The organism is Streptomyces sp. SCSIO 30461 (assembly GCF_037023745.1).
In the GTDB taxonomy this organism is placed as follows: Bacteria; Actinomycetota; Actinomycetes; order Streptomycetales; family Streptomycetaceae; genus Streptomyces.
Genome location: NZ_CP146101.1, coordinates 7,283,882 through 7,297,849, shown reverse-complemented (window position 1 = coordinate 7,297,849; position 13,968 = coordinate 7,283,882). Strand labels below are relative to the sequence as shown.

General features: G+C 71.0%; 7 protein-coding genes. 6 read left to right on the top strand and 1 reads right to left on the bottom strand.

What is annotated here, in order from left to right:
- Positions 1-107 precede the first annotated feature (107 nt).
- The 6 genes from V1460_RS32685 (at position 108) to V1460_RS32660 (ending at position 13,233) form a co-directional block, all read left to right on the top strand.
- Positions 108-2,462, top strand: a complete 2,355-nt coding sequence (locus V1460_RS32685; protein WP_338677205.1) for a serine/threonine-protein kinase — start codon at positions 108-110, stop codon at positions 2,460-2,462.
- A 123-nt stretch (positions 2,463-2,585) separates the two neighbouring features.
- Complete coding sequence (locus V1460_RS32680; RefSeq protein ID WP_338677204.1) at positions 2,586-5,291, top strand: serine/threonine protein kinase; 2,706 nt, start codon at positions 2,586-2,588, stop codon at positions 5,289-5,291.
- 230 nt (positions 5,292-5,521) lie between these two features.
- Positions 5,522-7,240, top strand: a complete 1,719-nt coding sequence (locus V1460_RS32675; RefSeq protein WP_338677203.1) for a serine/threonine-protein kinase — start codon at positions 5,522-5,524, stop codon at positions 7,238-7,240.
- A 223-nt stretch (positions 7,241-7,463) separates the two neighbouring features.
- Positions 7,464-9,089: a succinic semialdehyde dehydrogenase gene (locus tag V1460_RS32670; RefSeq protein ID WP_338677202.1), complete on the top strand. Its 1,626-nt coding sequence runs from the start codon at positions 7,464-7,466 to the stop codon at positions 9,087-9,089.
- Between the two features lie 81 nt (positions 9,090-9,170).
- Positions 9,171-11,090 carry a GMC family oxidoreductase gene (locus V1460_RS32665; protein WP_338677201.1) on the top strand — a complete coding sequence of 640 codons (1,920 nt, stop codon included), beginning with the start codon at positions 9,171-9,173 and terminating at the stop codon, positions 11,088-11,090.
- Positions 11,091-11,502: 412 nt separating this feature from the next.
- Positions 11,503-13,233: a peptidase gene (locus V1460_RS32660; protein WP_338677200.1), complete on the top strand. Its 1,731-nt coding sequence runs from the start codon at positions 11,503-11,505 to the stop codon at positions 13,231-13,233.
- Between the two features lie 299 nt (positions 13,234-13,532).
- Here V1460_RS32660 and V1460_RS32655 read toward each other — a convergent pair whose 3' ends face one another.
- On the bottom strand, positions 13,533-13,826 hold the full coding sequence (locus V1460_RS32655; RefSeq protein ID WP_338677199.1) for a chorismate mutase: 294 nt from the start codon (positions 13,824-13,826) through the stop codon (positions 13,533-13,535).
- Positions 13,827-13,968 lie beyond the last annotated feature (142 nt).

Here is a 13,968-nt window from a genome sequence, read left to right as displayed (position 1 = left end):
CACCGGCGGTCCTGGAATAAGAGAGAATGAGGACTCTTCCAGGGCGCGTTACCGCATCGCGTGGAGCGGCATACGCGGGCGGGGATCAGGGATCGCAGAGGGGACGCATGTCGGAGGCGGAGCAGTCGCGGGACACGACACCGGAGCCCTTGCGGGACGCTGACCAGGACGCCGATGGCGCCGGTGCGAAGAGCTCTGACGTGGGCTCGGGCACGGAAGCGGACAAGAAGGCGGCGGACGCGAGGCCATCGGATGGCGCCGGGTCGGCCGGAAGCGTCGCGGACGCGGACGTGAAGGTCGCCGAAGCGCCCAAGGACGCCGGGGACGCTGAGGAGTCCACGGGCGTCGAAGAGCCCGATGATGTCAGGAAGTCCACGGTCATCGAGGAGTTCAAGGACGTCGAGAAGTCCACGGACGTCGAGAAGTCCACGGATACCGGCGGCGCGGATTCGAGGACGGGCGCCGAGGGTCCGCGGGTGGGCAAGGGCGGAGCCTCATCCGTTGCCGGACGCGGCACGCCCGCCGCGATGAGGCCATCGGCCGAAGGCCGGTTGCTCGGTGGGCGCTACCGGATCGGCGGGGTGCTCGGGCGAGGCGGCATGGGCACCGTGTGGCGTGCCGTCGACGAAACGCTCGGACGCACCGTCGCCGTGAAGGAGCTGCGCTTCACCAGCAGCATCGACGAGGACGAGAAGCGCCGGCTCATCACCCGGACCCTGCGCGAGGCCAAGGCGATCGCCCGGATCCGCAACACCAACGCGGTGACGGTCTACGACGTGGTGGACGAGGATGACCGCCCCTGGATCGTGATGGAGCTCGTCGAGGGCAAGTCGCTCGCGGAAGTGGTCCGCGAGGACGGGCTTCTGACGCCGCGCCGGGCTGCCGAGGTCGGTCTCGCGATCCTCGATGTGCTGCGCTCAGCGCACCGCGAGGGCATTCTGCATCGGGATGTGAAGCCGTCCAACGTACTCATCGAGACCGACGGACGGGTCGTCCTCACCGACTTCGGCATCGCACAGGTCGAAGGCGACCCGTCCATCACGTCCACCGGCATGCTCGTCGGCGCGCCCTCCTACATTTCGCCGGAGCGCGCCCGCGGCCACAAGCCCGGCCCCGCTGCGGACCTCTGGTCGCTCGGCGGTCTGCTGTACGCGAGCGTCGAGGGCTGCCCGCCGTATGACAAGGGCTCAGCGATCGCCACCCTCACCGCCGTCATGACCGAGCCGCTCGACCCGCCCAAGAACGCGGGCCCGCTGGAAGAGGTCATCTACGGGCTGCTGGCCAAGGACCCGGCACAGCGGCTCGACGACGCGGGTGCCCGTGCCCTGCTGCTGGACGTCATCCGGATGCCCGAGGCCCCGGCTGTCGCCGAGCCCGAGCCGTCACCCGAGGCGACCCGGGTGGTGGGCCTGCCGCCGCTGCCGCCCGAGCCCACCGCACCGGCGAAGGAGCGTGGCGGGGACGGCGCCAAGGACCGGGCCAAGGAACGCACCAAGGACGCGGCCGACGCGGCTGCCGAAAGGGTGCGCAGTGCCCTGCGCTCCGTGCGGAACGCGGCGGCGAAGCCCGACCAGGAGCCCGTGCCCGAGTCAGCGACGGTTGCTGCGACGGGCACCCGGACGGCACCCGTTCGGGCTCCGATCACCGATGTGGTGCCCCGCCGCACCCTGGTGGTCATCGCGCTGGTCGCCGCGCTGGCCGTGCTCGCCACGGTGCTCGCCGTCGCGTTCAACGGCGACGACGACAAGACCGGGGGACAGGGCAAGGCGGGTAACGGCACGGCCGCCGGAGGCGCCGCCGCCGGCGGCGAAGGCGGGAACAAGGGCGGCAGCGGTGCCGACGGCACCAAGGGCGACCCGGAGCAGGGCGTCGACGGCGGAAAGGCCACCGCGGGCGGCGATGCGACGGGCAAGGACACGGCGGGAGGCACCGCGGGTACGCAGCCGTCCGGCGGCCCCACCACGGGCGACTCCGCGGGTGGTGGCGGTGCGTCGGGCGGACTCCCGGCCGGATACGCCATGGTGACGAACGACCAGTTCAACTTCTCCATGGCCATGCCGGTGAACTTCCGGATGACCAATATCGCGGGCGAGAACTCGGGCGGCATTTTCAACACCGCCAAGGGCGCCTTCCCCCGGGTCCAGGTCGACTTCACCGGCAGCCCCGGCGGGGACGCGAAGCTGGCATGGACCCAGGCGGTCGCGGCCGTGAGCGCCAGCAGCGACGGCTACAAGACCCTCGGCATCGGTTCCGTGGACTACAAGGGCTATCCGACGGCAGCCGACTGGAGCTTCGAGCGCAACCAGGGCGGACAGCGCGTGCGGGTGCTCAACCGCGGTTTCAAGGTCGACGCCGGCCACGGCTACTCGATCATGGTCAGCTGCAAGGCGAGCGAATGGGATGGGAAGGAGTGCGCAACGCTGCGCGATACGGCGTTCGCGACGTTCTCCCCCAAGTACTGAACAAGCCACGTATCGTGAGAGACCGAAGACCATACGCAGTCGCAAGCGGCCGTGCGGGTGAACGGTTTTGACGGTTCGTAGCGTCTTCGAGACCGGGGGGCTGTGCGCTGGTGGGGAGGCGTCGTGGACGACTACGCGGGACGGGTGCTCGCTGAGCGCTACCGTCTGCCGCTTCCACCGTCCGATGGGTACGAACTCGTGGAGACCCGCGCCTTCGACACCTACAGCGGCCAGGAGGTCGTCGTCCGGCAGCTGCCGCTGCCGGAGGTCGTGGACGCGGAAGTGCTCGACACCACGGGCCAGACGGCAGGCTACGGGCAGGGGCACCGGCAGGGCTACGGATACGTGGGATCGCCGCGCGCCGCCGCGGGTGCCACCCGGCGCCCCGCCGATCCGGCGGTGCGACGGGCCGTCGAGGCGGCCCAGGCCGCCGCCCAGATCCCCGACCACCCGCTGCTCGACCAGGTCTTCGACGTGTTCGCCGAGAGCGGTTCGCTCTGGATAGTGAGCGAACTGATCGCGGCCCGCCCGCTCGCGGCGCTGCTCGCCGAGAGGCCGCTGAGCCCCTACCGGGCCGCCGAGATCGGTTCGGACGTCCTCACCGCGCTGCGAGCCCTGCACGCTCATGGCTGGACACACCGCAACGTCACCGTTCGCACGGTCCTGGTCTGCGACGACGGCCGGGTGGTTCTGACCGGCCTCGCCGCGGGTGCCGCTGAGGAGGCCCTGTGCGGCTACGCCCCGGTGCCGGACCCGGGCGGCGAGGTGATCGAAGCGCAGCCGGACCACCTGCCGCGCTCGTCCGCCCCGTTCGACCTGCCGGACCGTTCGGACCGTTCGGACCGTTCGGACCCTTCGGCTCCGTCCGCCACTGACCGGTCCGGCCCGCCCGCGCTGCCCGCCGAGACCGCACCGCTGCCCTGGCAGCCCGGTGCGAGGGCCCCGTACACATCCCAGGACTACGGCTACGGCTTCGGTGAGGGCTCCGACGCCACGAGCGACACCCGTGCCCCGCACGCCGGGGAACCGCGACAGGGCGGTGGCCGCGGTGTCGGGCGTCTGCACCACCCGGGTGTGTCCGACGGGCCCGCGTCGGCCCCCGTACCCGTGCCGGGTCCCAACTGGTGGTCGCGCCCGGCAGCAGGCGGCGGCGCGCACGACCTGGTGGACGACGCCTGTGATGCCTACGACGCCGACGCCGACGCCGACGACGACGGGGACTTCGAGGGGTACCCGAGCGGGCCGCCCCGCGCCCGGTTGGCCGGTACGTGGCGCGATGGCCCGCATGTCGGCGTGGACGGCTCCACGCCGGTCGCCGCCGGGGGCGGTGCGTCCCCGTACGGCCGTGGTGCCTCCGGAGCCGACGCCCTGCGTGCTGACGCCCAGCGGCTGCCCGTCCAGGCGTCGCACGGCGCGCGACCCGGTGCCACCGGTGTCCCCGGCTCCACCTCCGGCACCGGCCGCGGCGCCGCGGCCTGGGACGAGGCCGTCGCCGCGGAGGGCTCGTCGGCTCCCGGGTACCGGGGCCCCGCGACCCCCCTCGCCGCCGAACGCGCCCGTCAGGCGAGGATCGCCGTCGTCGGCGCGGTGACCGAACGCTGGGCGCCCGAGCAGGCCGGCCCCGTGCACGGGACCTGGCAACTCGCCCCACCGGTCGGACCCACCACCGACCTCTGGGCATTGGGCGCACTGCTGTTCCGCGCCGTGCAGGGCCACGCCCCGTACCCGGAGGAGAGTGCGACCGAGCTCGTCCAGATGGTCTGCGCCGAGCCGCCCGCGTTCGCCGAGGAGTGCGGACCGCTGCGCCCGGTCGTCGAGTCGCTGTTGCGCCAGGACCCCACCGAGCGCCCCGACTTCGAGGAGCTGCGCGGCTGGTTGCGCTCGCTGATCAGATCCGCGCCAGAGCCCGACGCGGGCGTGGCGGTGATACCGCTGCCGTCGGCGGACGGTACGCGGTTGCCCGTCGTGCGCCGCCGCGGTGAGTTGGTCCGGCGACGCCGCGGCGGTCTGCCCGACGCCACTCACGGACGGCACCGCCACAGAAAGCCGAGGCAGGCAAGGCAGGCGGCAGAGCCTGCGCGGTTCAGGGAGCCGCGTGGTCCGCGCTCGGGCCGCAGCCCGCGTTCGCTCGGCCGGCTGCTGCTGGTGCTGATCCTGCTGGTACTCGCGGCGGCCATCGCGTACGCCGTGCTGTTCATGCCCAAGGCGGGGGGCCAGAAGCCGTCGTCGGGGCAGTCCGGAGGGGCTTCCGACCAGGCCGTCGCCGGCAGCGTGCTCCCCGGCCCCGGCAGCCCGCCCTCCGAGGCCGGGACCCGACAGCCCTCGCAGACCCCGGTCGGCGGGAAACCGGAAGCCTCGGGTCCGGCCGTCGAACTCGCCGACGGATATGTGCTGCGCGACGACCCGGAGGGCTTCCGGATCGCGGTCGACGAGACCTGGCAGCGGCGGTCCCTCAACGACAGCGGCCAGGTCCGCTACACCGGCGGGGACTTCACGCTCATCGTCGTGCCAGGCCGTGACACGGTCCAGGAGAACGGGTCGGACCCGATGGCCTATCAGCGCGGCACCGAGCGCGAGTTGCAGCCCTTCCGGGAATCGACCTGGTCGTCGGCTTCCGGGCTGCGCCGTATCGACGTCGGCAAGCAGGCCATGGCCGAAGGGCAGTTCACCTGGCAGGACAGCGGCGGACGCGAGGTCTACGTCCGCAACCTCGCGATGATCGTGGGCGATCGGTACCACGTCATCCAGGTCATCGGACCCGAGGGCCAGCGCGACGACATCACCGAGATCTACCAGCAGGCGACGAAGTCGTATCGTCCGGGCCGCTGACGCTTGTCCCGGCGACCCGCCTTTGTGACGTTGCGTGTTCAACGGCATCAGTCGCGCATCCCACTTGACCGCAATGAGTGCCATCGTCCCCTCGGTGTCCGGGCGGAGGTGACCGCGAGTCGCAACCATCGAGTAACGGTGCGAGTTGGTGAGCCGCCCTCTGTTCCCTGGATGTACCTCCCCTTCGTAACCTGTCATTCCAAGGAACGGGGCGGGGACGCGTGGAGAGCATGAGTACAGGAGCGGGACTGCTGCTGGCCGGGAGGTACCGGCTCACGGAGAGCATCGGTCGCGGCGGCATGGGCAAGGTGTGGCGCGCCCAGGACGAACTCCTCCACAGAACCGTCGCGGTGAAGGAACTCACGGCCGGTCTCTACGTCTCCGAGTCCGACCGGGCCGTGCTGCATGCCCGCACCCAGAAGGAGGCCCGGGCGGCCGCACGCATCTCCCACCCGGGTGTCGTCACCGTGCACGATGTCCTCGAGTACGACGGGCGCCCCTGGATCGTCATGCAGTACGTCGACGGGCCGTCACTCGCCGACGCGGCCAAGGAGTCGGGCCCCATGCCGGTGGCCGAGACGGCCAGGGTCGGTCTGCATGTGCTGGGCGCACTGAGCGCCGCGCACGCGGCCGGGGTGCTGCACCGTGACGTCAAGCCGGGGAACGTGCTGCTCGCTTCGGACGGCAGGGCCCTGCTCACCGACTTCGGGATCGCCGCCATCGAGGGTGATTCCACCATCACCAGGACCGGTGAGATAGTCGGTTCCATCGACTATCTCGCCCCCGAGCGGGTCCGTGGCGCCGACCCGGGGCCCGCCTCCGACCTGTGGTCACTCGGCGCCACGCTCTATACGGCGGTCGAGGGCACCTCGCCGTTCCGCCGTACCTCGCCGCTGTCGACGATGCAGGCCGTGGTGACCGAGGAGCCCACGCCCTCGGGGAAGGCCGGTGCGCTGGGACCGGTCATCACGGCCCTGCTGTGCAAGGAGCCCGAGGACCGTCCGTCGGCCGCCGAGCTCGAACGGATGCTGCTGGAGGTCATGGAGGGACGCAGGCCCCAGTCGGCGCAGGCGTATGTGCCGACGCGGTCGGTGAGTCGGGGGGACGCGGGGGTCGCGACCGCGCAGCTTCCCGCCCCGGGCGGACTGACCCCGACCGTGAACCCCTCCGTACATCCGTCCGCGCATCCGTCCGTGAGTCATTCGCGGACCGCACCCGGCGCCCATGGTGTGCACGGCGCGCCCGGTGCCCCGCTGGGCGGCCCGCCCGGGCACCCCGCCCGGCAGCGACCCGCGAAGCGCCCAGGCCGCTGGCGCAGGGCGCTGCTCTCCGTGACCGTGGTGGCGGCCGTCGCCGGAGGAGCCGCATACGCAGCCGTCGAGTACGCCGACCGCGGCACGGGTACGGAGGCCGACGGGCCCGGTTCGTCCACCACGCCCCGGTCCCAGGACCCCACCGGGAGCACGGGAGGGGTCCCGTCCGGAGAGTCCCCGGACGGCTTCACCCGGACCACGGACCCCGAGGGCTTCAGTCTGCTCGTACCGAACGGCTGGGTGCGCCAGCTGGACGGCAACCAGATCGACTACACACCCGACAACGGCCGCCACCGCATCCGTGTCAGCATCGATCCCTCGCCTGACTTCGAGAACCCGTACATGCACATGCTCGACGTGGAGAAGACCGTCGAGAAGCGACTGCCCGAGTACAAGCGGCTGACCCTGCACTCCAACGTCTTCCGCGACCACGCCGAGTCGGCGCTCTGGGAGTTCACCTGGACCGAGACCAAGGACCACCCCGGCAAGCGCCGTGCGATCGACCAGGTGTACTACGCGGATGACGGCACGGAGTACGCCGTCTACATGTCCGGCCCGGCCGGGAACTGGTCCAAGATCAGACAGCAGTTCGACATCGTGCTCCGGAGCTGGCAGCCCCCTCCGTCGGACGACTGACCCCCGTCCCGCCGCCGCGTCCGCCGTGTCGACTCCCGCCGCCCTGCCCGCGCGCCCTACCTCTGCCCGGTGAGTGTGAAATGTGATCTGCCAGCGCCCGCTACAGCGGTAAGCCCCTGATCAGGGCTTATTTGCCAGCGATCACTGGCGTGATGTGTGGAGCTCTCGAAAAGCTGTTACCGACGGGTACCCAAAGGTGGGATTGCGTCATACTCTCGCCCTCATGACGGACTCGCAGGCCCTCGCTCCCCACTCCAGCCCCCTCGGCACCAACCCGGTCGCCGCCGCCCCGGCCGGGGCGCGCACCGCGGCCGATGTGGTCACGCCCGAGGTGGTCGCCCAGCTCACACGTGGTGTCGTCGGTACGGGCCGCACCGCCAATCACACACCCTTCACCGGGGAGAAGCTCGCAGATCTGCCCGAGTCCACGCCCGACGACGTGGCCGAGGCGTTCGTCCGTGCCCGCGCCGCCCAGCCGGCCTGGGCCGCGACCTCCGCGCGAGCCCGAGCCGCCGTGCTGCTGCGCTTCCACGACCTGGTGCTCGCGCGCCAGGCCGAGGTGCTGGACCTGATCCAGCTGGAGACCGGCAAGGCCAGGCTGCACGCCCAGGAAGAGGTGCTGGGTGTCGCCATCGCGGCCCGGCACTACGGGCGCATGGCGCCGGCGTATCTGAAACCGAAGCGGCACACCGGCGCCGTGCCGCTGCTCACCAAGACCACCGAGCTGCGCCAGCCGCGCGGAGTGGTCGGCCAGATCGCTCCCTGGAATTATCCGTTCGAGCTGTCCGTGGGCGACGCCCTGCCCGCGTTCGTCTCGGGCAACGCCGTCGTGATGAAGCCCGACACCGAGACCGCGCTCACCGCGCTGTGGGCCCGCGACCTGCTGATCGAGGCGGGGCTCCCGGCCGGGGTCTTCCAGGTCGTGCTCGGCGAGGGCCCCGTCATCGGCCCCGAGGTCGTCAAGCACGCCGACTACGTCTCGTTCACCGGCTCCACCCGCACCGGACGCGAGGTCGCACAGGGTGCCGCCGCCCGTCTCGTCGGGGTCACCCTCGAACTCGGCGGCAAGAACGCGATGCTGGTGCTGCACGACGCCGACGTGGACAAGGCCGCGGCCGGCGCCATCCGCGCCTGCTTCTCCTCTGCCGGACAGCTCTGCATCTCCATCGAGCGGCTGTACGTGCACGAGTCGATCGCCGATGCCTTCCTGGAGCGCTTCGCGGCCCGCACCAAGGCGATGCGCCTCGGCCGCTCCCTCGCCTACGGCGCCGAGATGGGTTCCCTGGTCGGCGAGCGCCAGCTCGAGAACGTCAAGCGCCATGTCGAGGAGGCCGTGGCCAAGGGCGCGACCGTCGTCGCGGGCGGTGTCCACCGTACCGACATCGGCCCGTACTTCTACGAGCCGACCATCCTCGACGGCGTCGAGGCGCCGATGGCCGTATGCGGGGAGGAGACCTTCGGGCCGGTCGTCTCGATCTACCGCTTCACGGACGAGGACGACGTGATCGAGCAGGCCAACGCCACCGCCTACGGGCTGAACGCCAGTGTGTGGACGAAGGACGGCCGACGCGGCCACGCCGTCGCCGCCCGGCTGCGTACCGGCACCGTCAACATCAACGAGGGCTACGCGCCCGCGTACGGCAGTGTCCGGGCGCCGATGGGCGGCATGAAGGACTCCGGCCTCGGCCGCAGGCACGGTTCGGAGGGCATCCTCAAGTACACGGAGGCCCAGACCGTCGCCCACCAGCGGCTGATGCCGCTCGCCCCGTCCTTCGGTATGGACGACGAGAAGTTCGCCGCCCTGATGACCACGTCCCTGAAGGCGATGAAGGCCCTGCGCCTCCGGTAGTCCCTCCGGGCCCCGCAGCCGCCCCGTACCCGCCGCGCCACCGCGTACCAGCCGTACCCCGCACCCGCACCGAGGAGAGCCATGTCCGATCTTCCTGCGTCCTCAGCAGCCCGGAACCAGGACGGGAACGACGGGAACGACGGGAGCGACGGGAACGACGGGAACGACGGGAGCGACGTGAACGACGGGAACGACGGGAGCGACGTGAGCGAAGCCGACTCCGCATACGACTACGACGTCGTCGTCATCGGCTCCGGATTCGGCGGCTCGGTCTCGGCCCTGCGCCTCAGCGAGAAGGGCTACCGCGTGGGCGTCCTCGAGGCGGGCCGCCGCTTCACCCGCGAGACCCTGCCCAAGAACTCCTGGGACCTGCGCAACTACCTGTGGGCCCCGGCCCTCGGCCTCTTCGGCATCCAGCGCATCCATCTGCTGGGCAATGTGATGGTGCTGGCGGGCGCGGGGGTCGGCGGCGGCTCCCTGAACTACGCCAACACGCTGTACGTGCCGCCCGCCCCGTTCTTCAACGACCCGCAGTGGAAGGACATCACCGACTGGCAGGACGAGCTGAAGCCGTACTACGACCAGGCCAAGCGGATGCTGGGCGTGCGACTCAACCCGACCATGACCTTGTCCGACGTGCACCTCAAGGCGACCGCCGAGGCCATGGGCGTAGGTGACACCTTCCACATGGCGCCGGTGGGCGTCTTCTTCGGCGACGGCAAGGACGCCGCCACCGAGGACGGCACCGGCACCGCGAAGGTCCAGCCCGGTGCGGAGGTGCCCGACCCGTACTTCGGCGGTGCGGGCCCCACGCGCCGTGCCTGCACCGAGTGCGGCGAGTGCATGACCGGCTGCCGCCACGGAGCCAAGAACACCCTCAACGAGAACTACCTCCACCTCGCCGAGCAGGTGGGTGCGGTCATCCACCCCATGACCTCGGTCGTCGCCGTCACCGAGGACTCGCGCGGCGGCTTCGCGGTCAGGACCCTGCCCACCGACAAGAAGCGCAAGGGCCACGGGCGCACGTTCACGGCGCGGCGGGTCGTCGTCGCCGCCGGGACGTACGGCACCCAGAGCCTGCTGCACCGGATGAAGGACACCGGTCTGCTGCCTCGGATCTCGGCGCGGCTCGGTGAGATGACCCGCACCAACTCCGAGGCGATCGTCGGCGCCCAAACCGACAACCGCCGTTACCGGAAGGCGCACGGCGCGAAGAAGGTCGACTTCACCCGCGGTGTTGCGATCACATCGTCGATCCACCCGGACGCCGACACCCACATCGAGCCGGTCCGCTACGGCAAGGGCTCCAACGCCATGGGCGGCGTCACCGTGCTCCAGGTGCCCTTCAGCGCCAAGCACCGGGTCGCGCGCTGGACCGGGCGCATCGCCCGGCATCCCTGGCTGGCGATGCGCGCTCTCTCGAACCGCCGATGGTCCGAGCGCTCCATCATCGGCCTGGTCATGCAGTCGCTGGACAACTCGTTGACCACGTACCGCAAGCCGAAGGGCCTCGGCAAGGGCCTGCTCACCGCCCGCCAGGGACACGGAGCGCCGAACCCCACGCAGATCGCCATCGCCACCGAGGCAGCCACGCTGCTCGCCAAGGAGATCAACGGCTTCGCCGGCTCCAACATAGGTGAGCTGGTCGGCGCCCCGATCACCGCGCACTTCCTGGGTGGCTGTCCGATCGGCGCCTCCGCCGAGTCCGGAGTGATCGACCCGTACCACCGGCTCTACGGCCACCCGGGAATCTCGGTCGTCGACGGTGCGGCGGTCTCCGCGAACCTCGGTGTGAATCCGTCCCTGACGATCACGGCCCAGGCCGAGCGGGCGATGTCGTTCTGGCCCAACAAGGGCGAGGAGGACACCCGCCCGGAGCAGAGCGCGGCATACGAGCGACTGGCGCCGGTGGCGCCGAAGGCCCCGGCAGTGCCGGCGGATGCCTTCGGCGCGCTGAATCTGCCGTTCCTGGGGATTCCGGCGGTCCCGCCGAAGAAGTGACGCGCCGGGCGAGGCTCGGGACGGCCCACCGACCGCGGACATGAGAGAGGCGCTGCACCCCCCTCCGAGTGCAGCGCCTCTCTTGCTTTGTGGCCTCCGCGGTCCTGTCCGGTGGTCGGCGAGGTGGCACGTGTCGGGTGCACCGTGCCGGCCTGGGCCGGGGCGAGGCGTGAAGGGGAGCCGGAAATGTTGGTTCCGCATGCATGACGTGTGACCGGCGTGAAGGGTTGCCCCGGAACTCACACAAAACTTATGTGACTGGTGTCACAGCCCTTGGCTGGGGCGGTCGTAGTCGTTCCGTGACCTATACACGGACAACCATGTGCACCTCATGCGGGTCGAACTCAGCGCTGACACAGCTGACACACGGGTAGTGCCTGCCGCACCCGTCGCACCGATCACGAGGTCGTAGATGAGACGCCTTTCCGCCCCGGCCGGGCTGCGCCGCGGCGCAGCCGGCCTGGCTGCCGCCGGGCTGCTGGCCGTAACCGGTCTCGCCGCCGTACCCGCCCAGGCGGCCGAGTCGGACCCGGTCTTCACCCTCAGCGGCCCATCCGATGTGGGCCTGCACGCGTACCCCGCGTCCGGCAAGCCGAGGAAGGCGGTCGTCGACTTCACTGTGGACAACCCCTCCGAGGACGAGGAAGAGGGCTTCTTCGAGGGTGAGTACACCGTCACCCTCGACCTGAGCGGTCTGGCCGGTGTCGCGGACGTCCGCTTCGACCCCGAGGGCGCGGGCAGCGCCGACTGCAAGATCACCGGGACGCTCGGAGTCTGCCACGACTGGGGTGTCTGGCCGGGGCTCAGCAGTGTCGCCCGCCTGGAGATCACCGCGGCGAAGGGAAGCGAGGTCGGCGTGTCCGGGACCATCAAGGTCACCGGCCAGGCCGAGGGCGCGACCTTCACCTCCCACTCGACCAGGGTCGAGGTCGGTGGTGTGGACCTGGTCATGAAGCCGCTCAAGCTGAAGGAGGAGGTCAAGCCGGGCGATGCCCAGCCCGCCAGGCTCGCCTTCGCCAACAGCGGCACCTCCGCCGCCCAGGGCGTCCTGATCACGCTCATGTACTCGCACGGCATCGAGATCCCCGAGCGCTACACCAACTGCGAGTACGCCAAGGACGGAGATGACTTCTTCGGGACGGCGTACTCGAAGGCGGTCTGCGTGCTCGACGGGCCCTTCGAGGCGGGCGCGGTCTACGAGCTGACGGAGCCCTTCACCGTCAAGGCGACCAAGCACGCCTTCTACGAGGACTTCATCTACCGCGTCGAGGAGATGAGCCCGAGCGCGCTCAAGGAGGAGCGCGGTGGGGCCTCGTTCACCAGGGGCACCGGTGCGCCCCTCACGCTGAAGAAGATGTCGGCCGCGGCGCGCGGCGCGGACCTCGACCCCTGGGACAACCAGCAGGAACAATCGATCCGCGCCGAGAACACCGCGGACTTCGTCGCGTACGGCGCGAGCGTCGAGAAGGCGGCGGCCGGTGAGACGGTCAGGACGACCATCGGCTTCCGCAACAACGGCCCCGCCTGGATCGCCTACCTGCGCTCCGGTGAGGCCATCGGCACCGTCGACGTAAAGGTGCCGCAGGGCGCCAAGGTCACCGAGAAGCCGAAGATCTGCCGCGCCGCCACCGCCTCCGGAGACCTGCGCGAGAAGCAGCTCGGCGCGTCCCGCTACTTCTGCGCCGTCCCGATGGTGGTGCTGGAGAAGGAGAACTTCGCGCTGCCCTTCGAGATGAAGATCGAGAAGGTCGTGAAGCAGGCTACCGGCTCCGTCACCGTGCGTAACTGGTACGACGAGCAGCCCGCGCTGCACTTCGACCCGGACATGCGCAACAACACCGCCAAGATCGTCCTGAACGGCAAGGACGAATCGGGAGCCACCGCCGGCTCCAGCGGTTCCACGGGTGGCTCGACCGGCGGTTCCGCCGGCGGTTCGAGCACCGAGGGCGCAACGAGCGGCGGCACCGAGGAATCGGGGGGCACGTCCGGCTCGGGCTCCACCTCCGGCTCGGGCTCCGGGACCGGCGGCGGGCTCGCCTCGACCGGCACCACGGTCCTGCTCACCGGCGGCGCCGCCGCGGCGGCGCTGGCACTCGGCACCGTCCTGTACGCCAAGAACCGCAGGCGCGCCGCACAGCGGTAGAGGCCGTACGGCGACGGCGAGCGGCGAGTAGCGGACAGTGACCCGACTGCGGTCGGTCCCGGGCGTGCCCGGAGCCGACCGCAGTCGGGGTGACCGGGCTGCTGTCCCCTGCCGACCGGTCACGCACGCCGGGGCGAGGTCCCACGACACACCTGAGGTGTGCCACACGCCCCGGCGGAGCCATGCGTGGTTCTTCCATCGGGCCCGCCGCCGGCTGGGACGGACACCGGGACCAACGAAGCCCGCAGGTCCCCGGTCACGCGCCGTACGGGTGAGAACGGGGCCCGGAACACCTGGCGTCAGACACGACCGCGGCACAGTTCGAGCAGCGTCATCGCCAGCGGCGTACCCGGCTTGCCCAGCGCGCCCCGGTACCTGCTCAGCACCTCCATCTCGCGGGCGAGGTTCACCCGGCGGCCGCCCGAGGCGATCCTGGCCGCCTGGATGACAGCCGAGACGGCCATCCGTTCCTGGATCAGGCCGATGATCCTGTCGTCGAGTGTGTCGATGCGCTCACGCGCGTCATCGATGAGCGCGGCTGCCTCGGGGGTGCGCGCGCCGGTCTCGGGTGCGGAGGTGGTGGTGAGGGCCATGGCGGAGGTCTCCTTGGTGGATGGTCCAAGACGCCCCGGAAGCGCCGGACGACACCGCCCGCAACGCAGAACGCCCCGGGCCTTGTCGGCCCGGGGCGCCTGGGAAGTCGCTTGTCAGTTGCTCAAGCAGCACGACCATGGC

What these genes read in the sequence shown, in the direction of transcription:
- V1460_RS32665 (WP_338677201.1), top strand. Translation starts at nt 9,171, where the DNA reads ATGTCCGATCTTCCTGCGTCCTCAGCAGCCCGGAACCAGGACGGGAAC.
- V1460_RS32675 (WP_338677203.1), top strand. Translation starts at nt 5,522, where the DNA reads ATGAGTACAGGAGCGGGACTGCTGCTGGCCGGGAGGTACCGGCTCACG.
- V1460_RS32655 (WP_338677199.1), bottom strand. Translation starts at nt 13,826, where the DNA reads ATGGCCCTCACCACCACCTCCGCACCCGAGACCGGCGCGCGCACCCCC.
- V1460_RS32685 (WP_338677205.1), top strand. Translation starts at nt 108, where the DNA reads ATGTCGGAGGCGGAGCAGTCGCGGGACACGACACCGGAGCCCTTGCGG.
- V1460_RS32670 (WP_338677202.1), top strand. Translation starts at nt 7,464, where the DNA reads ATGACGGACTCGCAGGCCCTCGCTCCCCACTCCAGCCCCCTCGGCACC.
- V1460_RS32660 (WP_338677200.1), top strand. Translation starts at nt 11,503, where the DNA reads ATGAGACGCCTTTCCGCCCCGGCCGGGCTGCGCCGCGGCGCAGCCGGC.